This is a genomic window from Sphaerotilus sulfidivorans, assembly GCF_013426975.1.
GTDB classification, from domain to species: domain Bacteria; phylum Pseudomonadota; class Gammaproteobacteria; order Burkholderiales; family Burkholderiaceae_C; genus Sphaerotilus; species Sphaerotilus sulfidivorans.
The window spans coordinates 192,579-215,773 of the sequence record NZ_JACCPY010000004.1 but is presented as its reverse complement, the minus strand read 5'-3'; the positions used below and the strand labels follow the sequence as shown (position 1 = coordinate 215,773).

Here is a 23,195-nt window from a genome sequence, read left to right as displayed (position 1 = left end):
TGTGTCTTAAGACCGATTGGTTGTCACCCGACCCTGCCACAGCAGAGCCAGCCAGTTCATCTTCATGCACACGATCATCGTGACCAGCAGGGCCGGCCAGCTCAGATCAGGCACGACCAGGACCGCTGCGGCCAGCATGGCCACCGAGACCCCGATCTTCAGGAACTCCCAGAACATGAAATTGAACGCAGCAACGTTCGCCTTCACCTCCGGCAGCCGGTTCATCCGGGTCATGCCGCGCGCAAGAAGCGCCGTCGGCACCACCACGGTGGCCGCGCCGTAAAGCGCGGACCAGACCGCTCCCCGCCCCGTGATGACCAGCCAGCACAGCACCGTCATCACCAGACCTGCCGCGGCTTGCGCCGCCACCACCCGCCACGGAGAGAGCTGCGGGAGACGGCTTCGAAGGGCTTGCGCCTCTTCCTTCGTCAGGCTCTTGAATTCTTCCTGCCCATCCTCAGCTGATGCTTCATCGAGGTCGACCTGCGCCGGGAACGTCCCGGATGTGCTTGTCTTCACGCTGTTCATCGGCTGGTTTGGCAAAACCACCGAATTATACGTGGAAACCCCGACAGCTTCGACGTTTCAACATCGTTTCAGCGCATCGTGCAGCGACCGCCCCTGAAGCGTGCACGCGATACAACACTGCGCCAGGCTCGTGCATTCATTCGCGGGTTGATCACACTTGACGGTCCAGGGTCGTGATGATGCGCAAGATCGATGACATTGCGCTTTCACCACGACGCACCATCACGGTGCTTCAGCGTCTTGAATCCGCCGAATCCGCTCAGTCCAGAGCGAACTGCGCCGGCAGGCCCGGCACCTCGACCCGGAGCGCCAGCACGCAGCCGGCCAGCGGCTGAGCAGCCAGCTCCTCGGCCGGGCGGTTCTCGCGCGCGGTGGTGATGTAGAGCGTCTTCAGATCAGCCCCGCCGAAGCAGGGCATGGTCGGGCAGCGCACCGGCAGGCGGATCTCGCGCAGCACCTCGCCGGCCGGCGACAGCCCCAGCACCCGCTGGCCCTCGAACATCGCCACCCAGTAGCAGCCCTCGGCATCGACCGCGGCGCCATCGGGGCGGCCGCCATAGCCGTCGAGCGGCTGGCCCGCCTGCTTGACGGGGAAGGACGCGAACACCCGCCGGCGCGACAGGCTGCCATCGTGGGCATCGACGTCGAAGGCGTGAACAGTGTGGGACTTGGTGTCCGACCAGTACATCGTGCGGCCGTCCGGACTCCAGCCCAGCCCGTTCGAGACGGTGATGCCGTCGGCCATGCGGCGGAGCTCGCCCTGCGACCAGCAGTAGAGCGCCGCCAGCGCCGGATCGCGCGGCTCGTAGATCGTGCCGACCCAGAAGCGGCCGAGCGCATCGCTCTTGCCATCGTTGAAGCGCTCCCGGGCGGGATCGTAGGGCGGCTCGGCCAGACGGGTGCGCTCGCCGCTGGCCGGATCGAAATGCCACAGGCCGTCGCGCATCGCCAGCATCAGGCCGCCGCCAAGCCGCGGCGCCAGGCTGGCCGGCTCGACGGGAAAGTCCCAGGCCGCGGTCGCGCCGCTGGCCGGATCGAGCCGGTGCACGCGCCGGCCGGGAATGTCGCACCAGTAGAGCACCTGCTCCTGCGGATGCCACATCGGCGATTCGCCGAGCAGGCAGGGGTCGCTGACGGCGCGGATCGGGGTGCGGGTGTCGTCCATCGGGCAGGTCTCCGGGGAAGCTCGAAAACCCGCGATCCTAGCGCCGTACCGCGATGTAACCCGACTGCGGCGCTGCAGGTCGGCAGATCGGCGGATCGGCAGACGGATCAGTAGCGGCTGCCGCCGCCGCTGCCGTCCAGCTCGGCGCGCAGATAGTGCGCGCCGGGAATCGGGTTGTAGTAGTAGGGCGGCACCTCGACGAAGCCCAGCGAGGCGTAGAGCTCGCGCGCGGCCTCCATGTCGTCCAGCGTGTCGAGCAGCACCGAGGAATAGCCTGCCAGGCGCGCCGCATCCAGCAGCGCCTCGGCCAGCTGACGGCCCAGCCCGAAGCGCCGGAACGCGCGGCGCACATACAGGCGCTTCATCTCGCAGGCGTTCGGGTAGTCGACATCGGTCAGCCGTCGCAAGGCGCCGCAGCCCGCCACCTCGCCGCCGACCAGCGCCAGCAGCAGCGTGCCGTCGGGCGCGGCATAGGGCGCCGGCAGTCCGGCCAGCTCCGCATCGAAATCCTGGAAGCACAGGTCGAACGACAGGCTGGCGGCGTAGTCACGGAAGATCTCGCGGGCGGCCTCGACCAGGGCCGGCGTGTCCGCGACGACAAGTCGTGTCTCGGGTTGGTCCATGGCGCCGCAGTCTAGCCGCCCTGCGCGCCCACCCAGACGGCCAGCGCCACCGCCGCCGCCACGATCGCCAGCGCCAGCGCGCGAGCGCGCAGATCGTCACGCGAGGCCGGCACCTCGGCGGGCAGCAGCTTGTCGCCACCGAGCATCGGGCGCACCAGGTCGGTGCCGCGCAGGCGGTAGAAGAGGATCGCCGCCAGGTGCAGGCCGATCATGCCCAGCAGCAGCCACTGACCCCAGCTGCGGTGCCAGGAGGTGGCCTTCAGGGCCAGCTCGGAGTCGACCCAGGCGTACAGCGGCCCGGTGAAGGCGATCTCGTCGTCGCTGATCAGGCCGGTGCCCAGCTGCAGCGCCACCAGCGCCAGCAGCGCGAACACCGACAGCGCACCGGTCGGGCTGTGGCCGGCGTCGAGATGTTCGCCCAGCCGCGGCTGGCCGCGCAGATGGCGCATCAGCGCGCCCGGCCCGTGCACGAAGCTGGCAAAGCGCGACCAGTACCCGCCCACCAGCCCCCAGACCAGCCGGAAGGCCAGCAGCGCCAGCACCGCCAGCCCCAGCCGGGAATGCCAGACCATCGCATTGCCGCCGATCTTGGCCGAGACCACCGCGCCGATCACCGCCAGCGCCAGCAGCCAGTGGAACAGCCGGGTCGGAAGATCCCAGATCCGCACCCGCACCAGCGCGGTCGACGGGGGGGAAGAAGTCGGATTCATCAAGTGTCCTGCATCATGAAGAGCCTCAAGGCGAAGGCTACACTGGCCCGGACCCCCGGGTCACGCCTGATTTCCATGTCCGACCGGAGAACCCTGCCGATGAAACGCCTCTGCCTCGCCCTGTGCACCGCCACCGGCCTGCTGGCCGCCCTGCCCGCCAGCGCCCAGTTCCAGAAGCCCGAGGACGCGATCAAGTACCGCAAGGCCAGCTTCACCGTGATGGCCGCCCACTTCGGCCGCATCGGCGCGATGGTCAACGGCAAGGCGCCGTTCGACGCCAAGGCCGCCGCCGAGAATGCCGCGCTGCTGGCTGCGCTGGCACCGCTGCCCGGCACCGCCTTCGGCCCCGGCACCGACAAGGGCGAGACCCGCGCCAAGCCCGAGATCTGGACCGAGTCGGACAAGTTCAAGGCCGGCATGACCAAGATGACCGAGGAGGTCAACAAGCTCAACGCCGCGGCCAAGACCGGTGACCTGGCCCAGATCAAGGCCGCCTTCGGTGGCGCCGCGCAGACCTGCAAGAGCTGCCACGACAACTATCGCAAGGACTGACCGCCGGCTCAGAGCCTCAGCGTCCCGCTGACGCAGCCGGCCACGTCGCCGGCGATCCACACGCCGGCGTTCTCGCCCGCCGCGATGCGCTCCACATGGACCCGCCCGTCGCGGCCGAGCGCGTGGCCCTGTCCGGCCACATAGCGCGCTGGCAGCAGGCCCGCGCCGGTCAGCCACTGCGCCAGCCCGGCGTTCAGACTGCCGGTGACCGGATCCTCCGGCACGCCCAGCTCCGGCACGAAGGCCCGCACCTCGACATCGACCTCGCCGCCGGCCGGCCAGGCGCCGACGACGCCGATCTTCAGCCCGGCCGCCGCCATCGTCGCGAAATCGGGCTGCAGCGCGCGCACCGCCGCCGCATCCGCCAGCCGCACGCCGAGCCAGCCGGGGCCGTTGTCGATCCATTCCACCTGCAGCACCTCAGGCGCAGCCAGCCGCAGCGCGGCCAGCACCTGCGCGACGGTCTCGGCATCGGCCGGGCCGCTGCGTCGCAGCGGTGGCGCCTGGAAGGCCAGTCGCGTCGCCGCTCCTGCCCCGTTCACGTCCACCCGGCGCACCCGCACCCGGCCCACGCCGCACTCCTGCACCACCTCGCCGGCGCGCTGCGGCACGCCGCCCGCGTCCAGCCAGGCCTGGGCGCTGCCCAGCGTCGGATGACCCGCGAAGGGCAGCTCGCCGCCGGGCGTGAAGATGCGCACCCGGTAGTCGGCTGACGGATCGGTCGGCGGCAGCAGGAAGGTGGTCTCGGAGAGATTCGTCCAGCGCGCGTAGGCGGCCATCTGCGCGTCGCTCAGGCCGTCGGCATCGATGACGACGGCCAGCGGATTGCCGAGCAGCGGCGTGGCGGTGAAGACATCGAGCACCGCATAGCGGCGCATCTGAGCGGCAGCGGTCATGGTCAGGGCGTCGGGGTCGGAGCGTCTTCGGTCAGGTGGCGGCGCAGCAGCACGCCCAGCGTGGCCACCGCGGTGCGGATCTCGTCGGGCGTCAGCGTCACGAAGGACAGGCGCACGGTGCGCGCGTCGGGCTGGCGGGCGTAGAAGGCGGCGCCGGGCACGAAGGCGATGCCCTGCTCCACCGCCTGCGGCAGCAGCGCGACCGCGTCGCAGCCTGCGGGCAGACGAATCCAGCAGAACATGCCGCCCGAGGGCGGCTGCCACTCGCTGCCGGCGGGCAGGTACTCGCGCAGCGCCTCGCACAGCGCGTCGCGCTGGCGGCGGTACATCGCGCGGATCTGGGGCACATGGGTGTCGAGGAATCCGTCGCGGATCACCTCGTGCACCACGCGCTGGTTGAAGCCCGGCGTGTGCAGATCGGCGGCCTGCTTGGCCTGCAGCAGCTTCGGGTAGAGCGCGCGCGGCGCCACCACGTAGCCCAGCCGCAGCCCCGGCGCCAGCACCTTCGAGAACGAGCCCAGATAGATCGTGCCCTCCGGCCAGCGCGCGGCCAGCGGGCGCGGCGGGGCCTCGTCGAACCACAGGTCGCCGTAGGGGTTGTCCTCGACCAGCGGCACGCCGGCCTGCTTGGCCGCGGCCACCAGCGCCTCGCGACGGGCTTCCGGCATCAGCCGGCCGCTCGGATTCTGGAAGTTCGGCAGCACGTACAGGAAGCGCGTGCCCGGCGCGTCATGCGTGAGCGCCGACACCGCCTCGGGCAGCGGCCCGTCGGCATCGCTGGCGACGCTGGCGAAGACCGGCTCCATCGGCGCGAAGGCCTGCAGCGCGCCCAGATAGGTCGGCGTCTCCACCGCCACCGGCGCGCCCGGATCGACCAGCACCTTGGCGACCAGGTCCAGGCCCTGCTGCGAGCCGGTGGTGATCAGCACCTGATCGGCGCCGACCGCCATGCCCTGCCCGGCCAGATGCGCCGCGACCCACTCGCGCAGGGGCGCGAAGCCCTCGCTGGCGGCGTACTGCAGCGCCTCGCGCGGGGTGTCGCGCAGCACGCGCTCGCAGGCAGCGCGCATCGCCTCGACCGGAAAGCTCTCCGGCGACGGCAGGCCGCCGGCCATCGACAGGATGCCCGGACGGTCGGTGACCTTGAGGATCTCGCGCAGGATCGACGGATTCATGCGCTCGGCGCGACGAGCCAGGGTCCAGGGAGAAGAGGAAGAAGCAAAGGATGGAAAAGATTCGGCAGCAGTCATGCACGGCCCTCCGGCTCGGATCGGTTCAGGGAAGACGGGACCGCCAGGACTCGGGGTGGCGTGCGCCCGACCGGCATTGTCCGTCCGATGCCCACGCAGGCCATCACCGCCAGCGCGAAGACCAGCGTGTCGGCCTGCAGCGGCTCGCCCAGCAGCGGCACGGCCGCCAGCAGCGCGAGAAAGGGTTGCAGCATCTGCACCTGGCTGACCCGCACCAGCCCGCCCAGCGCCAGGCCGCGGTACCAGGCAAAGAAGCCCAGCCACATCGAGAACACGGTGACATAGGCGAAGCCCGCCCAGGCCGCAGCCGACACCGCCCGCGGCTCGGGCGGCCATGACCACAGCGCCGCGGGCAGCGTCAGCGGCAGGCTGATCACCAGCACCCAGCAGATCACCTGCTCGGGCGGCCGCGAAGCCGACAGCCGCGCGCCGGCCACATAGCCCACCGCCCCGCACAGCATCGCCAGCAGCAGCCAGCCGTCGGCCGCGCTCACCCGGCCACCGCCCTTCAGGCCGGCAAAGCCCAGCACCAGCGCTGCCCCGGCCAGCGCGCAGATCCAGAAGCCGCGCGAGGGCCGCTGGCGCAGATGCCAGGCGCCGACCGCCGCGGTGCACAGCGGCAGCAGCCCGGTGATGACCGAGGCGTGCATCGACGGCACCTCGCGCAGTGCCATCGCCAGGCACAGCGGAAAGCCCAGCACCGTGCCGGCGGCCGACAGCAGCAGCGCGCCGCGCTCGGCGCGGGTCGGCCAGGCGGCGCGGGTCAGCTGCAGGAAGATCAGGCTGAGCAGCGCAGCACCGGCGGCGCGCCCGGCGGTGACGAACAGCGGCGGCAGCTGCGGCGCCTCCAGCGGCCCGACCGCCAGCCGGGTCATCGGCGTGGTCAGCGCGAACACCGCCACGCCCAGCAGGCCCAGCCAGAGGCCGCGGCGCTCGGCCGCCCGCTCGCGCTGCGGGGAAGAGATCGACGGGTTCGTGCTCATGATGCGCTGCAGTCTAGGCAACACAGCCAATACACTGACAGTACAGATCGCCCCACATCTCGACACACTGTATGGCCCGAACGACCGACACAGCGGCCCGCCTGCCGGCCGCGCTGCAGCTCAGCCGCGACGGCAGCCGCACGCTGTCCGAGCAGCTCGCCGCGCATTACGCCGCGCTGATCCGCCAGCGCCTGCTCGCACCGGGCAGCCGTCTGCCTTCGGTGCGCGAAGGCGCCCGCCGCCACGGCGTCAGCCCGCACACCCTGGTCGCCACCTACGACCAGCTGCTGGCGCAGGGCCTGGTCGAGGCGCAGCGCCAGCGCGGCTTCTTCGTGCGCGAGCGCGCGGCCCCTGCGCAGCGCGGCGAGGCCCCGGCCGCATCACCGCCCGACAGCCCGCGGGTGCCGGTCGACGCCAGCATGCTGATCCGCGGCATGCTCGGCAGCGGCGGCCGGCCCGGCCCTGGCCTGGGCACGCTGCCGCCCGCCTGGCTGGATGCGCCGATGCTGCAGGCCGCGCTGCGCCGGGTGCTGGCCAGCGGCCGCGAGGACGAGCTGGGCGCCGCCGCGCTGCACTACGGCGAGCCGGCGGGCGACCCGCGGCTGCGCGAGGCGCTGGCGCAGCGCCTGGCCGATGTCGGCGTGCGCGCCTCGCCGCGCCAGATCATGACCACGCTGGGCGCGACCCAGGCGCTCGATCTGGTCTCGCGCGCGCTGCTGGCGCCGGGCGACGCGGTGCTGGTCGACGAGCCCGGCTGGTCGGTCGAATACGCGCGGCTGACGCTGCTGGGCATGCGGCTGCTGCCGGTGCCGCGCGGCCCCGACGGGCCCGACCTGGCGGTGATGGAGGCGCTGGCGCGCGAGCACCGCCCCCGCCTGTACGTGACCGTCTCGGTGCTGCACAACCCGACCGGCGGCATGCTGTCGCTGGCCAGCGCGCACCAGCTGCTGCAGCTGGCGCAGGCGCACGACTTCCATGTCATCGAGGACGACACCTACGCGCACCTGGCGCCCGCGCACGCGCCACGGCTGGCCGCGCTCGACGGGCTCAAGCGCTGCTTCCACATCAGCGGCTTCTCGAAGATCCTGGCCCCCGGCTGGCGGGTCGGCTTCGTCGCGGCGCCGCCCGACTGGATCGAGCGGCTGATCGACGTGAAGATGCTCGCCAGCCTGACCACGCCGGCACTGCTGGAGCAGGCGGTGGCGGTCTGTCTGGAGCAGGGCCTGCTGCGCCGCCATGCCGAGCGGGTGGTGGCGCGGCTCGACGCCGCGCGCGGGCGCAGCGTGCGGCTGGCGCAGGGCGCGGGCTGCGAGTTCGTCTGCCCGCCGCAAGGACTGTTCGGCTGGATCGAGACCGGCATCGACACCGAGGCGCTGGCGCAGCGCCTGCTCGACCGCGGCTGGAGCACCGCGCCCGGCAGCCTGTTCCACGCCCGCCGTCAGCCGGGCACGAAGATGCGCATCAACTTCGCCACCGCGCAGGACGCGGCGTTCTGGCGTGAGTTCGAGAGCGAGCGCGAGGCGATGCGGCGCTGAAGCGCGCCGCCGCGCGCGGCGGCTGTCAGGCCGCCTCGACCAGCGCCTTCTTCATCTTCTTCATCGCCGCGACCTCGATCTGGCGGATGCGCTCGGCGCTGACGCCGTACTCGGCCGCCAGCTCGTGCAGCGTCATGCCGCCGGAGCCGTCGTCGTTGACCTTGAGCCAGCGCTCCTCGACGATGCGGCGGCTGCGGGCGTCGAGCGCGTCGAGCGCGCGCAGCAGGCCCGGGCCGGCCAGCTCGTCGCGGCGGCGGGCCTCGATCGCGCGGGTCGGCTCCTGGCGGTCGTCGGCCAGGTAGGCGATCGGCGCGAAGGACTCGTCATCGTCGTCGCCGCCCGGCTCGAGCGCGACGTCGCCACCGGCGAAGCGCGTTTCCATCTCGATCACGTCCTCGCGGCGCACGTTCAGCTCGGCGGCGACGCGGTCGATCTCGGCCTCGGTCAGGCCGGCGCGGTGGGTGGCGCCGTCGGCGGCCTCGCCCTTCATCTGGCGCTTCATCGAGCGCAGGTTGAAGAACAGCTTGCGCTGCGCCTTGGTCGTGGCGACCTTGACCACGCGCCAGTTCTTCAGGATGTATTCGTGGATCTCGGCCTTGATCCAGTGCAGCGCGTAGCTGACCAGACGCACGCCCTGGTCCGGGTCGAAGCGCTTGACCGCCTTCATCAGGCCGACGTTGCCTTCCTGGATCAGGTCGCCCTGCGGCAGGCCGTAGCCGAGATACTGCCGTGCCACCGAGACCACCAGGCGCAGGTGCGACAGCACCAGCCGGCCGGCGGCGTCCAGATCCTGCTGGTCGCGCAGGCGACGCGCCAGACGCGACTCGTCTTCGGCGCTGAGCATCGGCAGCCGGTTGACGGCGCTGATGTAGGCGTCGAGATTGCCCAGCGAAGGCACCAGGGCCCAGGGATCACGGACAGCAAGAGCGGTGGAAGAGGACAGTTGCATGTTGGCCATAGACTGTTTCAGCCTCCTGGAGTTCCTTTGATCTTAGCACTCGCTCTCAAGGAGTGCTAAGGCCGGAAACGGCAGAAAAGGGTCAGACTCGTGACAATCAGGGCACAGGAAAAAGGGAGCGAGAAGGCATGGAGCACGGTTCAGGGCAGCGATGGCGCGAGCTGGTGGCACTGGACACCGCGCTGCTGCGACGCCACCGGCGCTTCGCGCTGGCGGCGCTCGGCGCGCTGCTGGTGCCGGCGCTGTATGCGCTGATCTATCTGTCGAGCCTGTGGGATCCGAGCGCGCGCACCGGCGCGCTGCGTGCCGGGCTGGTCAACAGCGACCGGGGGGCCTACCACCGTGGCGTCGAGGTCAGCATGGGCGAGCAGGTGCAGCAGGCGCTGCTGCGCCAGCATCTGTTCGACTGGCAGGTCTTCGACGACCGGGAGGCGGCGCGGCAGGCGGTGCGGCGCGGCGAGCTGAGCTTCGCGGTGCTGATCCCGGGCGACTTCAGCGAACAGGCCCTGCCCGGCCGGGAGGCCGGCGCGGCGCGGCTGACGCTCTACACCTCCGAGGGCAACAGCTACAGCGCCGCCGGCTTTGCCAAGCGCTTCGCGCCGGAGCTGGCGCATCGGGTCAACGAGTCGCTCAACGAGCAGCGCTGGGCGCTGGTGCTGGAGACGGCCGCCGGCTCGCGGCTCGACCTGGCGACGCTGCGCGAGCGCGTCGAGCAGATCCGCGACGGCAGCGGCCGGCTGGCCGAGGGCCTGCACCAGGCCGACCTGGGCGTGCGCGAGCTCGGTCAGGGCCTGGCGAAGGCGCAGGACGCCGGCCAGCAGCTGCACCGCGGCGCCGGACAGCTCGCCGACGGCAGCAGCGCGCTGGCGACCGGCTGGCGGCCGCTGGCCGGCGCGCTGCGCACGCTCGACGCGCAGCGCCCGCCAGCCGCCGATCTGGAGGCGCTGCGCCAGGGCAGCCAGCGTCTGGTCCAGGGACAGGAAGAGCTCGGCCGCGGCCTGGAGGCGCTGCAGGGCGGCAGCCGCACGCTGCGCCAGGGCGCGCTGATGCTGCAGCAGGCCAGCGAGCCGATCCCGCTGGTCGGCGACGAACTGGCCGAGGCGGCCGCGCATCTGAGCGACGGTGCCGCTCAGCTCGGCACCGGCCTGGGCCAGGCCCGCGAGGCCAGCCGGCAGCTGCAGGCCGGCAGCCAGCAGCTCGCCGCCGGTGTGCAGACGCTGACCGGCGGCGTGGCGCAGGCAGGCGGCGCGCTGCACCAGATCGTCACGGCGCTGCCCGAGGACGGCCGCATCGATGCGCTGGCCCAGGGCGCGCAGCAGCTCGGCGCCGGCACCCAGGCGCTGGGCGACGGCCTGAAGCAGCTCCAGGCGGGCCAGGACCGCCTGCAGCACGGCCTGATCGAACTCGACGACGGCAGCCGGCGGCTGCATGAGGCGCTGACGCTGCTGGTGCGCTCGCTGCCCGCCGATCTGCCGCTGCCCGAGGGCAGCGCGCGCGGCCTGGCCGATTCGGTCGCGCCCCGGCTCGAGGTGGTCGCGCCGGTCGGCAGCGACGGCGCGGGCTTCGCGCCGAACTTCGTGCCGATGTCGCTGTGGATCGGCGCGGTGACCGCCGCGCTGATGTTCCATCTGCGCCGGCTGCCGCGCGAGGCGGCCGGTCTGGCCCGACCGCTGCAGGTGCTGGGCAAGCTGGCCTGGCCGGCAGCGATCGTGCTCGGCCAGGCGCTGGTGATGGTGGCGATGCTGACGCTGCTGCTCGACCTGAAGGTGCTGTACCTCGGCCCCTTCGTCGCGACGGTCATCACCGCCTCGCTGAGCTTCCTGGCGATCGTCTTCCTGCTGATCCGCTGGTTCGGCGACATCGGCAAGGCGCTCGGCCTGCTGCTGCTGGTGATCCAGATGGCCGCGGCCGGCGCGGCGATGCCGATCGAGCTGGCCTCGCCCTTCTTCCAGGCGATCCACCCCTGGCTGCCGCTGACCTGGGTGGTCAAGGCCCTGCGCGCCAGCCTGTTCGGCGCCTATGACGGCCAGTGGCTGATGCACTGGGCGGTGGTGGCCGGCTGCGGCGGCACGGCGCTGCTCGGCGCGATGCTGGCCGGGCGCTGGCGGCTGGTCGACCGGCAGGACTACCAGCCCGGCATCGAGTTCGACTGAACAACGAGACCACGACAGGGCAGAACGGTCCGGGCCGGTCAGCCGCTGCCCAGCGCCGCCAGACCGGCCAGCGCGCACAGCGCCGCGACCTCGGGCACCCGCACCTGATAGCCGCGCACCGACAGCACGCCACGCGACTGGAAGCTGCGGATCAGCCGCGACAGCGTCTCCGGCGACATCGCCAGCTGCTGCGCGATGTCGCGCTTGCGCTCCTGCAGCCGCAGCTCGGCCGGGCCGCTGCGCACCGGGCAGCGCTGCAGCAGCCACTGCGCCAGCCGGGCCGGCGCGTCGTTGTGCAGCAGATTGCGCGAGGCCAGCGTCATCTGGCGGATCTGCATCGCCAGCGCCTGGCAGAGCAGACCGGCCAGCGCCGGCTGGACCGCCATCTGGCGCATCACCTCGTCGATCGGCAGCTCGGCGATGACCGCGTCGGACAGCGCCTGCGCCTCCATCGTGCAGGGCTGGCAGAGCCAGGCGGCGCTGACATCGATCCAGGCCGGGCCGTTGACGCTGCGCTCGGTGCGCAGGCTGCCGTCCGGCGCACGCGAGCCCATCACCACATCGCCCGACAGCAGCAGCACCAGGGCGCGCGCCGGCAGGCGGGTCTCGAGAATCATGTCGCCCGCCGCCACCGTGCGACGGCGGGCCATCGCCATCAGCGCGTCGATCTCGGTCTGGGCCAGCGCCGAGGCGGCCAGCACCCGACGCCACGGCGACGGATCGGCCGGGGACGGCGGCGGCGCGGCCAGGCGGCGACGCGGACGGGGCAAGGGGGCGGCCGCAGGGGAAGTGGTCCCCTCGGCCCGGGCGGTGAACATCTCCATGGGCGGGCAGTCAGGCTGTGCGGACGCGGCAGGATCGCCGCTGCACTGTCACCCAAGTTCGCGCCGTCACTGTTGAGACAAGTCAAGCCGGACCGCGCAATACCCCCCGGCGGTTCAGGCCGCGGCAGCGATTCAGTCGAGCCCGAGCTCCTGGATCTTGCGGGTGATGGTGTTGCGGCCGATGCCGAGCTTGTGCGCGGCCTCGATGCGCCGCCCCTTGGTCAGCGACAGCGCGGCCAGGATCAGCCGGGCCTCGAACTGGCGGGTCAGCGTGTCCCAGACCTGCGGATGGCCCTGGTCGAGCAGCTCGCAGGCCTGCCGCTCCAGGCCGGCCAGCCAGGCATCCTGTCCGGGCAGCAGCACCGCCGCCGCCGGGCTGACCGCCTCGCGCGACAGCGCCGGCATCGCCAGGCCCGCCGGCAGCGCCGCCGCCGCCCCGCCCGGCGGGCTGCTGTCGGCCGCCGCCGGCAGACCCGCCGCGCCCGCGGCCACCGCGGCGGCGGCATGGGCCTGCACCTCGGGCGGCAGATCCTTCGGATCGACCACCTGCGCCGGCGCCATCACCGTCAGCCAGTGGCAGAGGTTCTCGAGCTGGCGCACATTGCCGGGAAAGTCGAACAGCACGATCTGCTGCAGCGCGGCCTCCGAAATCCGCTTGGGTTCGACGCCCAGCTCCTTGGCGCTGCGCTGCAGGAAATGGCGCGCCAGCCCGGCGATGTCCTCGCGGCGCTCGCGCAGCGGCGGCAGGCGCAGCCGGATGACGTTCAGGCGGTGGAACAGATCCTCGCGGAAGCCGCCCTCGCGCACCCGCTCCTCCAGATGCTGGTGGGTGGCGGCGATCACGCGCACATTGCTCTTGAGCGGCTGGTGGCCGCCGACGCGGTAGAACTGGCCGTCCGACAGCACCCGCAGCAGCCGCGTCTGCAGGTCGAAGGGCATGTCGCCGATCTCGTCGAGGAAGAGCGTGCCGCCCTCGGCCTGCTCGAAGCGGCCGCGCCGGGTCGCCTGCGCGCCGGTGAAGGCGCCGCGCTCATGGCCGAACAGCTCCGACTCGAGCAGATCCTTCGGGATCGCCGCGGTGTTGATCGCCACGAACGGGCCGCCCGCGCGCGGGCTGTGCTTGTGCAGCGCCCGCGCCACCAGCTCCTTGCCCGAACCGGACTCGCCGGTGATCAGCACGGTGACATTGCTCTGGCTCAGGCGGCCGATGGCGCGGAACACGTCCTGCATCGCCGGCGCCTGGCCGAGCATCTCGGGCACCTCGGGCGCACCGCGGTCCTCGACGCTCTCCTCGCGCAGGCTTTCCTCGACCGCGCGGCGGATCAGCTCGACCGCCTTGGGCAGGTCGAAGGGCTTGGGCAGGTACTCGAAGGCGCCACTCTGGAAGGCGGAGACCGCGCTGTCCAGGTCGGAGTAGGCGGTCATGATGATGACCGGCAGGCCGGGATGGCGGGCCTTGACGCTGGCGAGCAGGTCGATGCCGGTGCCGCCCGGCATGCGGATGTCGCTGACCAGCACCTGCGGCGCGTCGTCCTCGAGGGCAAGCAGCACGTCGCGCGGATTGGTGAAGCTGCGCACCGGCAGCTCCTCGCGCGCGAGCGCCTTCTCCAGCACGAAGCGGATGGATTGGTCGTCGTCAACGATCCAGATGGGTTTCATGCGCGTGGCCTGTCATGGCGTGAGATCCCGCCCTCCCCGACCACGTCGGGCTCAGGGCAGCGGGATCTGGATCTTGAACAGCGTGCAGCCCGGCTCGCTCTCGCATTCGATCAGGCCGTGATGCTGCTGGACGAAGTCCTGTGCCAGCGTCAGGCCGAGCCCCGAGCCGCCGTCGCGGCCGGAAACCAGCGGAAAGAAGATGCGATCGCGGATCTCGGGCGGCACGCCGGGTCCGTTGTCCTCGATATGCAAGTCCAGTGCCAGCCGATAGCGCTGCCGGCCGATCGTGACCTGGCGCGCCGCACGGGTGCGCAGCACGATGCGCGCCTCGCCGGCGGCGCGGCGCTCGGCCAGCGCCTGCGCGGCGTTGTGGGCGATGTTGAGCACCGCCTGGATCAGCTGCTCGCGGTCGCCGCGGAATTCGGGCAGCGAGGTGTCGTAGTCGCGCTGCACCACCAGCCCCTTCGGGAACTCGGCCAGGATCAGCGAGCGCACCCGCTCCAGCACCTCATGGATGTTGACGTCGGCCACCATGTGCGGGCGGCGATGCGGCGCCAGCAGCCGGTCGACCAGCGCCTGCAGCCGGTCGGCCTCGTGGATGATGACCTGGGTGTATTCATGCAGCGAGCGGTTGTCGAGCTCCATCTCCAGCAGCTGCGCCGAGCCGCGGATGCCGCCGAGCGGATTCTTGATCTCGTGGGCGAGATTGCGGATCAGCTCCTTGGTGATGCGGGCCTGGTCGAGCGCACGCGCCTCGCGGTCCTGCCGCGCCTGCTGCTCCAGCTCGACCAGCTCGAGCAGCACCTGCTCGCCATGGTCGATCTGGGTCACGATCGCATGGACCGGCAGCGGCTCGCTGGAGGCCGCGCCGGGCGGACGCCCCAGCAGGGCCTCCAGCCGGGCGGTGCTGTACTCGTTGGCCACCACCGCATCGAAGGTGACCTTCAGCATCGCCGGATCGACGAACCAGCCGAAGGCGCTGCTGCCCTGCAGCGCGCGGCGCGGCAGGCCCAGCGTGCTCTCGAAGGCGGCGTTGACATGCTGGCAGCGCCCCTCGCGGTCGAGCACCGCGACCATCGTCGCCAGATGGTCGAAGGCCTCGAAGGACGAGGAGGTGCGGTTTCGGTTCCTGAAGAAGCTCACGGGTTGGGCAGCTTGCTGAGTTCACGCCGGATCGCGGCGACGTCGGCTTCCTTGCGGGCGATGGCCGCCTTCATCTCGGCCACCCGCTCCTGGTAGCGGGCGAAGTTGCGCTCGTCGCCACGGCGCTCGGGTTCGCCGTTGTTGTAGTCCTTGCGCAGCACCGCCAGCGCGCTTTCCTCGCGCGCCAGCTCGGACTCGAGAATGCGCCGCGCATCGCTGTCGCGGGCGCGCTGCTGCGCGGGATCGACCCGCATTTCCGGCGCGCCGGCCGGCCGGGCCGAGCCCGAGGCGGTCGCGGCCGGCGCGCTCACCCGGCCGGCACCCTCGCCCGCTGCCGGCGCGGCACGGCGGGGCGCCGCGCCCTGCACCACGGTGACCGGCGCACCGTCGAGGGTGCGGCAGCCGCGCTCGGCCGCCTCCTTCGGAGTGATCTGGTCGGTGTAGAGGTTGCCGGGGCAGCGGTAGACCGGCCGCTCCTGGGCCGCCGCGTTCGGCAGGAAGGTCAGCGCCGTCAGACCGGCCCAGGTGAGCACGGCAAGCCGCGGGCGAAGGCAGGAAGCTCGGATCATGATCGGATCAGTATCGCGCAAAAGGAAAGGCGGCCCGGAGGCCGCCTTCGCGATGGGTGTCCGCCAGGACAGCGCTGCCGCCGGCTTGAGGCCGACGGCAGGCCCGCATCACAGCGCGTAGTACATGTCGAACTCGGCCGGATGGGTCGTCATGCGCATGCGCTGGACTTCCTGCATCTTCAGGTCGATGTACGCGTCGATGTAGCTGTCGGTGAACACGCCACCCTTGGTCAGGAACGCACGGTCCTTGTCCAGGGCTTCCAGAGCCTGCTCCAGCGACGAGCAGACGGTCGGGATCAGCGCGTCCTCTTCCGGCGGCAGGTGGTACAGATCCTTCGTGGCGGCTTCGCCCGGGTGGATCTTGTTCTCGACGCCGTCCAGGCCGGCCATCAGCAGCGCGGCGAAGCCCAGGTACGGGTTCATCAGGGGATCCGGGAAGCGGGCTTCCACGCGACGGCCCTTCGGGTTCGCGACGAACGGGATGCGGATCGAGGCCGAACGGTTCTTGGCCGAGTAGGCCAGCTTCACCGGGGCTTCGTAGCCCGGGACCAGACGCTTGTACGAGTTGGTGCCCGGGTTGGTGATGGCGTTCAGCGCGCGAGCGTGCTTGATGATGCCGCCGATGTAGTACAGCGCGAAGTCGCTCAGGCCGGCGTAGCCGTCACCAGCGAACAGGTTCTTGCCGTCCTTCCAGACCGACTGGTGCACGTGCATGCCCGAGCCGTTGTCGCCGACGATCGGCTTCGGCATGAAGGTCGCGGTCTTGCCGTAGGCGCCAGCCACGTTGTGGATGACGTACTTCTGCAGCTGGACCCAGTCGGCGCGCTCGATCAGCGTGCTGAACTTGGTGCCGATCTCCATCTGGCCGGCGTTGGCCACTTCGTGGTGGTGCACTTCGACCGGAATGCCCAGGCTTTCCAGGATCAGGCACATCTCCGAGCGCATGTCCTGGCCCGAATCCACCGGCGGCACCGGGAAGTAGCCACCCTTGACGGTCGGGCGGAAGCCCTTGTTGCCGTGCTCGTAGTCCTTGCCGGTGTTCCAGGCGGCTTCTTCCGACTCGATCGAGACGAAGCAACCCGACATGTCGACGTTCCAGCGGACGCTGTCGAACACGAAGAATTCCGGCTCCGGACCGAAGTAGGCGGTGTCGCCCAGGCCCGAGGCACGCATGTAGGCCTCGGCGCGCTTGGCCAGCGAGCGCGGATCGCGCTCGTAGGCCTTGCCGTCGGCCGGATCGATGACGTCGCAGGTCAGGATCAGGGTCGGCTCTTCGAAGAACGGATCGATGTTCGCGGTGTTCGGATCCGGCATCAGCAGCATGTCCGACGCCTCGATGCCCTTCCAGCCGGCGATCGAGGAGCCGTCGAACGCGTGACCCGACGTGAACTTGTCTTCATCGAAGTGCGAAACCGGCACGGACACGTGCTGTTCCTTGCCACGGGTGTCGGTGAAACGGAAGTCGACGAACTTGACTTCGTTTTCCTTCACCATCTTCATCACGTCGGCGACGGTCTTGGCCATCAGGGGCTCCTAGCGAGATGGGGATATCTGTGAATGGATCGGGGTGTTGCAAGGTTCACGACCGGGCCGCGAACCGCATGGCAATGTAGCAGAAAGCATGCCTGAATCCGTATCCACAGGAACGGTCTTCATGTCGCTTCATGCCGCCTCAGACCGCCGGAATCGGCCCCGGATCAGGCAGATTCCGTGCATGCACCATATCTGTGCGCAAACAGTTTCACGCCATGATTCATTCTGGTGCATTCGAGCGCACCATTTCGGGGCCCGTGCGGGCACCGAAGCGGGCGAGCCCGTCCAGCAGGGCGGCGTAGGCCGCATCGAGGCGCTCGCCCCGGCCCTTGACGCCCAGCTCGATGTGGCGGCCGTGCACCGGATGGTCGACGCTGGGCAGGCTGAAGACCTTGATGCCCTCGAAGCGGGCCTCGAGGTCGATCATCAGCGGCGTCAGGCTGGCCTCCATCGCGCCATAGACGATGAGCGAGCGCTCCTGCTGCACGCCCGCGCCATGCAGGTGCGCATAGCGGGTGTCGAGCAGCGCCTCGATCATCGGGTGCGCCATCACCGGAAAGCCCGGCACGAAATGCACATCGCCGACCGAGAAGCCCGGAATGCGGTTGTACGGGTTCGGGATGAGGGTGGCGCCCTCGGGAAAGACGCCCATGTTGAGCCGGTGCAGCGTGTCCGGATGGTCGGGATCGTCGGTCCAGCCCTTCTCGGCGGCGAGCTGGCGCACCCGCTCCATGATCAGCTCGCGCGCCTCGGGGTGCAGCGCCAGCGGCCGGTCCAGCGCAGCCGCGGCGCACTGGCGGGTGTGGTCGTCGGGCGTGGCGCCGATGCCGCCACACGAGAACACCACATCGCCGCTGGCGAAGGCGGTGCGCAGGATCTCGGTGATGCGGCGCGGGTCGTCGCCGACATAGTGGCTCCAGGCCAGCGCGAGGCCGCGCGCCGAGAGCAGCTCGATGACCTTCGAGAGGTGCTTGTCCTGGCGCTTGCCCGAGAGGATCTCGTCGCCGACGATGATGAGGCCGAAGTTCATGGCAGCAGAGGCGGGTTCGGGAGGGAGGAGGAGGAGGAAGAAGCAGAAGGGGACGCTGAAGACGGCAGCGCCGGTGCGCCCGGCATCGGCACGCCGTCGACCGGCTCGATCTCGACGCGCAGCGGCTGCAGCACCGGCGCGGCCTGGCGGCGGGCATCAAGCGCGGCCAGCATGTAGTGCGCGAACCAGAGCGCGGCGAAGACCTCGACCAGCGTGTAGAGCCAGACATAGACCGGCAGCAGCAGCGGCGCCATCGGCAGCGCCAGCACGCCGAAGGCCCAGATCAGCGACGGCGCCGCGCCCAGGTAGCCGCAGGTCACGCCGATGGCCAGCAGCGGCGCGCGGTGCTCGCGCAGCAGCGCGGCACGCTCGGCCGCGTCGGCATGCTCGGCCAGCACGTCGTGGGCCATGACGCGGTAGGTCAGCCAGCCCAGGATCAGCGGCGGCAGCAGCAGCGCCAGCGGCGGAATCAGCCACAGCGGCAGCGTCAGCACCAGCGCCGCCAGCGCCGCGCCGATCGAGCCCAGCGTCCAGCCCAGCGCGCGCCACCATGCCAGCGGGCCGCGCCGCTCGAGCGCCTCGAAGCGGCGCCGCCCCACCAGACCGATCAGGGTCGGCGCCATCAGCGCCGACACCAGCAGCAGCGCGGCGATGATCAGCACCGGCACCACCGCCACCAGCAGCAGCAGCGGCCCGATGACATGGCGCAGCACCCCGCCGGTCCAGGTATCCAGCCAGGCGATCGCGTCGCCCAGCAGCGGTGCGTCGACCACCAGCGCGGTCATCGCGGCGGCCGCAGGCTCCCAGAAGAACCAGGCCAGGGCCGTCGACACGGTGCCCAGCAGCAGCACCGGCAGCATCGACAGGAAGATCACGCGCGGCATGAAGCAGTAGCCGATCGCGCGCCAGAGGGCATCAAGGACTTTCGACATGCCCGCCAGCATAGCGAAGCGGCGATGCCGGTGCGTGAAGGATGCGCAGTGCGCCGGACGCGGCAGGCCCGGCCCCGATCGCGTCAGCCGCGCCCGATCAGCCGCAGCAGCCCCAGCCGCTGCTGCGCCCAGAAGCCGCGGCCGTAGTCGCGTCCGCCCTCCTCGGGCAGCTGGTCGCGGATGCCGGTCGGGCCGACCGGGCTGCGGAAGTCGGCGGTGCCGAACAGGATGTCCCAGACCGGGAACAGCACCGCGAAGTTGCAGCCGCCCAGCGTGCCCCTGCCGGCCGCGGACTCATGGCCCAGGCCGATGGCATGGTGCAGGCGGTGGAAGCGCGGGCTCACCAGCAGACGCTCGCCGATCAGGCCGAAGGACAGGCGCAGATTGGCATGCGACAGGCTCTCGACCAGCTGGCCGAAGGCGACGATGGCGACGAACTGCGCCGGCGCGACCCCGATCAGGTGGCCGATCTGCACCAGCAGCGCGTCGCGGATCAGGTCGTCGAGCAGGTGGTTGCGGTTGTCGCTCCACATCGTCATCTGGCGCTGGCTGTGGTGCAGCGCATGCAGCGCCCACCAGGCATCGAAGCGGTGCTGCGCGCGGTGCAGCAGATAGTCGACGAAGTCGAGCAACAGCAGATAGACCAGGAAGGCCGCCAGCGCGGTGTCGGTCACGCCCGGCCACCAGGGCGCGATCGCCTCGTCCAGATGCCAGCCGGAAAAGCCGTGCACCGCCAGCGCGCCCCACAGCGCCTGCCACAGCGGATCGACCAGGAAGAACAGCCCGACGCGAAAGAGCCCGAGCCGGTGCAGCAGCGTGTAGGCGATGTCCGGGCGGATGGCGGCGCGGTCGCGCACCGGCTCGGCCGGGCGCAGGCGCTGCAGCGGCCCGATCAGCGCCAGCATCACCGCCAGCTGCAGCAGGCCCACCAGCAGCCAGCCGGTGGCGTTGTAGGCATCCTCCAGCAGGGCGCCCTGCCCGAGCGCGAACAGCAGCGGCTGCACCACCGCCTCGAACAGCCACTGCTGGGCCTGGCCGAAGAGCTGGACAAGAGCGTCGATCATGGTCGTGACGGAGAGGACGTCGGGGCCGGACGGCGCGCCGCCTCGCCCAGCTCGGGATGTTCGGTCAGCGTGGCGAAGCAGTGGCCGCGCGCCTTCAGCCCGACGATCAGCGGCTCGAGCACCGCCGGCGCCCAGACCTCCTGGCGCGACCAGATGCCCAGGTGCGCCAGCAGGATGTCGCCCGGGCGGATGTCGCGCAGGGCCTGCTTCAGCAGCCGGTCGTTCGGATGGCGGTCGCTGGACAGCTCGTCGCCGAGAAAGCCTGCCGGGCTCCAGCCGACATGCGTCCAGCCGCAGCGCGAGGCCGCCGCCAGCAGCGCCGGCGAGGTCTTGCCGCCGGGCGCGCGGAACAGCGCGGCCATCGCCGGCCGGCCGGCGATCTCGGCCAGGCGTGCGGCCGGCCGGGCCAGCTCGGCGCAGTACTGGGCGGCGCTCATCGTCGAGCGCACGCCGGCCTGCGGGCCGGCGCTCGGGCGCACCTCGAAGCCGCCGTCGGCGCGGTCGGCGCGCCAGTAGACATGGTCAAAGGTGTGCGAGGCGAACAGATGGCCCTCGGCCACCCGCGCGCGCCACCACGGCGCCCACTGCGCGTCCAGGCTGCCGCCGTCGGTCTGCGTGCGCTCGTTGGCCAGGAAGAAGGTGACCTGGACCTGCTGGCGCCGCAGCACCTCGGCCACCAGCGGCGCCACGCCCATGTGCCCGGTGTCGAAGGTCAGGAACAGCGGACGGGCGCAGCCGGCCGCCGCCGCCGGGCCGGCGGCCAGCAGCCCGGCCACCAGCAGGCCGACCGGCAGCGCCGCACGCATCGTCACAGCCTCGGCGCGTGGTCGAGCGTCCAGACGCCGTGCGGCGACTTGCCCACGCTCACCTGGCGCACCACCTTCTTCTGCTCGGTGTCGATGACGCTGAGCTTGCCGGCCCAGCGCGAGGCCACGAAGATGAACCGGCGATCCGGCGACAGGTCCATGCAGTCCGGGCCGCTCGGCGCCGGATAGGTGTCGACCACCGCCAGCGTCTGCAGATCGATGCGGCTGATGGTGTTGGCCACCCGGTTGCTGACCAGCACATGGCGGCGGTCGCCCCAGGCGCGGAAGGCGTGCGCGCCGTCGCCGGTCGGAATGCGCCGGATCAGCTTCGGCGGACTGACGCTCACGTCATAGGCCTCGACCACCGAGTCGCCGGTCAGGCCGACCAGCAGCGTGCGGTCATCGGGCGTCAGGTAGACATCGGCGGGCATCTTGCCGCTGGGAACGGTCCAGCGCGGCGTCTGCGTGGCCAGGTCGACCGCGATGAGCTGGTCGCTGTCCTGCAGGCTGGCGTAGACCACCGTGCTGCGGGTGTCGATCGCCAGATGGCTGGGCGTCTTGCCGGCGGGCACGCGCTTGACCAGCGTGATGTCGAAGCCGCCACCGGCCGGCCGGCCGACCCGGTACAGGTCGATGTGGTCCAGGCGGTTGGCCGCGGTCACGAACCACTGCATGTCGGGCGAGAAGCGCAGATGGTAGGGATCGACGATGCCGGTGAGCGTGCGCTGGACCTCGCCGCTGCGCGGATCGACCAGCGTGATCGAGTCGCCGACCGCATTGGCCACCAGCAGCGACTTCTCGTCGGGCGACAGGTAGAGGTGGTGCGGCTCCTTGCCGGTGGGCACGCGGCGCAGCTCGGTCATCGTCAGCGGGTCGATGACGCTGAGGGTGGCGTCGAGCGAGTTCAGCACGAAGATCGGCGTGCGCACCGAGAACGGCGCCGCGGCGGCGGAGGCCGTCGAAGCGGCTGGCGTGGCAGGCGCGGCGGACGCTGTCGGCACGGCCGAGGCGGAAGGCGTCGACGGGCTGGCCGGCGACGGGCTGGCCGGCGACGCGGCGGTGGTCGGCCGGCAGGCCCCCAGCGACAGCGCCAGCAGGCTGGCCGAGGAGGAGCGAAGGCAGTCGCGGCGCGAGATCATGCGGCGGGGGGGTGGGGTGAGGCGTTGTCGTTCGGTTCGGGGAGCGCGGCAGTTTAGCCCGCCGCTCCGCCTCGCCCTCCCCCCTCGCCTGCCCAGCGTCGCACCCCCGCTTGAGCGGGATCAGCAGATCGCCAGATCGGCAGATCGGCCGAGACGCCTGTCGGTCCCGGCCACTCAGGCCACGCCCTGGGCCTTGAACCATGCCAGGCAGCGCGCCCAGCCGTCGGCCGCCGGCCCGGCACGGAAGCTGGGGCGATAGTCGGCATGAAAGGCATGCGGCGCCTCGGGATAGACGACGAACTCCGAGCGCTGCGCGGCCGGGCTGCCGGCCGCCAGCGCCGCCTTCATGCGCTCGACCGTGTCGAGCGCGATGCCGGTGTCGGCCGCGCCGTACAGGCCCAGCACCGGCGCCTTGAGTTCGCCCGCCAGATCGACCGGATGGCGCGGCTGCAGCGCACTGGCGTTGCCCACCAGCCGGCCGTACCAGGCCACGCCGGCCCGCACCTGCGGGCTGTGCGCGGCATACAGCCAGGTGATGCGGCCGCCCCAGCAGAAGCCGGTCAGGCCGAGCCGCGCCGTGTCGCCGCCGTTGCGGGCCGCCCAGGCCACCGTGGCATCAAGATCGCGCATCACCTGGGCGTCGGGCACCTTCGAGATCACCTCGGCCTGCAGCCGGGCGATCTCGCCGTAGCTGCCGGCGTCGCCCTGGCGCACGAACATCTCCGGCGCGATCGCCAGATAGCCCTGGCGGGCGAAGCGGCGCGCCACATCGGCGATGTGCTCGTGCACGCCGAAGATCTCGCTGATGACCAGCACGACCGGCAGCCGGGTTCCGCCCGCAGGCGCGGCGCGATAGGCCGGCATCGCGAAGCCGTCCACATCGATGCTGATCTCGCCGACCGTCAGGCCGTCGGCCGGGGTCTTCACCACCGTCTGCGCCATCACCGGCAGCACCGCCGCGGCAAAGCCGGTGCCCAGCGTGGTGCGCATGAAGCCGCGCCGGTCGGGCGCAGGCATCGGCCCGACCGTCACGAGGCTGTCGAAGTCCTGGCGCATATTGTCATCAAGGGGATTCACGGCCATGTCGGTCTCCTGGAGAGCGGGGTTGTCGGCAACCGCGCGAGCATCCGGGGACGCAAAAAA

At 71.3% G+C, this 23,195-nt stretch carries 22 protein-coding genes; 3 read left to right on the top strand and 19 right to left on the bottom strand.

Going from position 1 to position 23,195, the window contains the following annotated elements; all coding sequences use genetic code 11:
• Window positions 1-6: 6 nt before the first annotated feature.
• From HZU84_RS04275 to HZU84_RS04260, 4 genes are all read right to left on the bottom strand, one after another.
• Window positions 7-528 (bottom strand): ATP synthase subunit I, encoded by a 522-nt coding sequence (locus tag HZU84_RS04275; protein WP_149502462.1) that lies wholly within the window; start codon window positions 526-528, stop codon window positions 7-9.
• A gap of 259 nt (window positions 529-787) precedes the next feature.
• Entirely contained in the window at window positions 788-1,693 is a 906-nt protein-coding gene (locus HZU84_RS04270; protein ID WP_149502461.1) for an SMP-30/gluconolactonase/LRE family protein, read from the bottom strand.
• A gap of 107 nt (window positions 1,694-1,800) precedes the next feature.
• The gene (locus HZU84_RS04265; protein WP_149502460.1) at window positions 1,801-2,316 is read right to left on the bottom strand and encodes a GNAT family N-acetyltransferase; all 516 of its coding nucleotides are present in this window, start codon (window positions 2,314-2,316) and stop codon (window positions 1,801-1,803) included.
• 11 nt (window positions 2,317-2,327) lie between these two features.
• A complete protein-coding gene (locus HZU84_RS04260) occupies window positions 2,328-3,026 on the bottom strand; it encodes a cytochrome b/b6 domain-containing protein (RefSeq protein ID WP_149502459.1) in 699 nt (232 codons plus the stop codon).
• A 99-nt stretch (window positions 3,027-3,125) separates the two neighbouring features.
• Between HZU84_RS04260 and HZU84_RS04255 the strand changes: the two genes are divergently transcribed.
• Window positions 3,126-3,578 carry a c-type cytochrome gene (locus tag HZU84_RS04255; protein ID WP_180692787.1) on the top strand — a complete coding sequence of 151 codons (453 nt, stop codon included), beginning with the start codon at window positions 3,126-3,128 and terminating at the stop codon, window positions 3,576-3,578.
• Between the two features lie 8 nt (window positions 3,579-3,586).
• Here HZU84_RS04255 and HZU84_RS04250 read toward each other — a convergent pair whose 3' ends face one another.
• From HZU84_RS04250 to HZU84_RS04240, 3 genes are all read right to left on the bottom strand, one after another.
• Window positions 3,587-4,474, bottom strand: a complete 888-nt coding sequence (locus HZU84_RS04250) for a PhzF family phenazine biosynthesis protein (RefSeq protein ID WP_149502458.1) — start codon at window positions 4,472-4,474, stop codon at window positions 3,587-3,589.
• A 2-nt stretch (window positions 4,475-4,476) separates the two neighbouring features.
• Window positions 4,477-5,649 (bottom strand): aminotransferase-like domain-containing protein, encoded by a 1,173-nt coding sequence (locus HZU84_RS04245; RefSeq protein WP_244954403.1) that lies wholly within the window; start codon window positions 5,647-5,649, stop codon window positions 4,477-4,479.
• A 71-nt stretch (window positions 5,650-5,720) separates the two neighbouring features.
• Window positions 5,721-6,707: a DMT family transporter gene (locus HZU84_RS04240; RefSeq protein ID WP_149502456.1), complete on the bottom strand. Its 987-nt coding sequence runs from the start codon at window positions 6,705-6,707 to the stop codon at window positions 5,721-5,723.
• Between the two features lie 71 nt (window positions 6,708-6,778).
• On the opposite strand from HZU84_RS04240, the gene HZU84_RS04235 reads away from it, so the two are divergent.
• A complete protein-coding gene (locus tag HZU84_RS04235) occupies window positions 6,779-8,242 on the top strand; it encodes an aminotransferase-like domain-containing protein (protein ID WP_149502455.1) in 1,464 nt (487 codons plus the stop codon).
• A gap of 25 nt (window positions 8,243-8,267) precedes the next feature.
• Here the strand turns inward: HZU84_RS04235 and rpoH are convergent, their stop codons facing one another.
• Window positions 8,268-9,200, bottom strand: coding sequence for an RNA polymerase sigma factor RpoH (rpoH, locus tag HZU84_RS04230; RefSeq protein ID WP_149502454.1), 933 nt, complete (start codon window positions 9,198-9,200; stop codon window positions 8,268-8,270).
• Between the two features lie 128 nt (window positions 9,201-9,328).
• Between rpoH and HZU84_RS04225 the strand changes: the two genes are divergently transcribed.
• Window positions 9,329-11,353, top strand: coding sequence for a YhgE/Pip domain-containing protein (locus tag HZU84_RS04225; RefSeq protein ID WP_149502453.1), 2,025 nt, complete (start codon window positions 9,329-9,331; stop codon window positions 11,351-11,353).
• Between the two features lie 38 nt (window positions 11,354-11,391).
• On the opposite strand, the gene HZU84_RS04220 is transcribed toward HZU84_RS04225, so the two are convergent.
• From HZU84_RS04220 to HZU84_RS04170, 11 genes are all read right to left on the bottom strand, one after another.
• A complete protein-coding gene (locus HZU84_RS04220) occupies window positions 11,392-12,123 on the bottom strand; it encodes a Crp/Fnr family transcriptional regulator (protein ID WP_244954402.1) in 732 nt (243 codons plus the stop codon).
• 186 nt (window positions 12,124-12,309) lie between these two features.
• A complete protein-coding gene (gene ntrC / locus HZU84_RS04215) occupies window positions 12,310-13,836 on the bottom strand; it encodes a nitrogen regulation protein NR(I) (protein WP_149502452.1) in 1,527 nt (508 codons plus the stop codon).
• Window positions 13,837-13,887: 51 nt separating this feature from the next.
• Complete coding sequence (gene glnL / locus HZU84_RS04210) at window positions 13,888-14,979, bottom strand: nitrogen regulation protein NR(II) (RefSeq protein ID WP_256365866.1); 1,092 nt, start codon at window positions 14,977-14,979, stop codon at window positions 13,888-13,890.
• Window positions 14,976-15,548 (bottom strand): hypothetical protein, encoded by a 573-nt coding sequence (locus HZU84_RS04205; protein ID WP_257644510.1) that lies wholly within the window; start codon window positions 15,546-15,548, stop codon window positions 14,976-14,978. Before HZU84_RS04205 ends, glnL begins: the two co-directional genes overlap by 4 nt.
• 108 nt (window positions 15,549-15,656) lie before the next feature.
• Entirely contained in the window at window positions 15,657-17,072 is a 1,416-nt protein-coding gene (glnA, locus tag HZU84_RS04200) for a type I glutamate--ammonia ligase (protein WP_037477526.1), read from the bottom strand.
• 229 nt (window positions 17,073-17,301) lie between these two features.
• Window positions 17,302-18,111: a competence/damage-inducible protein A gene (locus tag HZU84_RS04195; RefSeq protein WP_149502451.1), complete on the bottom strand. Its 810-nt coding sequence runs from the start codon at window positions 18,109-18,111 to the stop codon at window positions 17,302-17,304.
• Window positions 18,108-19,043: an EI24 domain-containing protein gene (locus HZU84_RS04190; protein WP_149502450.1), complete on the bottom strand. Its 936-nt coding sequence runs from the start codon at window positions 19,041-19,043 to the stop codon at window positions 18,108-18,110. The genes HZU84_RS04195 and HZU84_RS04190 overlap by 4 nt, the downstream gene beginning before the upstream one ends.
• Before the next feature lie 83 nt (window positions 19,044-19,126).
• On the bottom strand, window positions 19,127-20,104 hold the full coding sequence (locus tag HZU84_RS04185) for a sterol desaturase family protein (RefSeq protein WP_180692790.1): 978 nt from the start codon (window positions 20,102-20,104) through the stop codon (window positions 19,127-19,129).
• Window positions 20,104-20,913 carry a polysaccharide deacetylase family protein gene (locus HZU84_RS04180; RefSeq protein WP_149502448.1) on the bottom strand — a complete coding sequence of 270 codons (810 nt, stop codon included), beginning with the start codon at window positions 20,911-20,913 and terminating at the stop codon, window positions 20,104-20,106. Before HZU84_RS04180 ends, HZU84_RS04185 begins: the two co-directional genes overlap by 1 nt.
• A gap of 2 nt (window positions 20,914-20,915) precedes the next feature.
• Window positions 20,916-22,052 (bottom strand): YncE family protein, encoded by a 1,137-nt coding sequence (locus HZU84_RS04175; protein ID WP_244954400.1) that lies wholly within the window; start codon window positions 22,050-22,052, stop codon window positions 20,916-20,918.
• 174 nt (window positions 22,053-22,226) lie between these two features.
• Window positions 22,227-23,135: a dienelactone hydrolase family protein gene (locus HZU84_RS04170; protein WP_149502447.1), complete on the bottom strand. Its 909-nt coding sequence runs from the start codon at window positions 23,133-23,135 to the stop codon at window positions 22,227-22,229.
• Window positions 23,136-23,195: the final 60 nt, after the last annotated feature.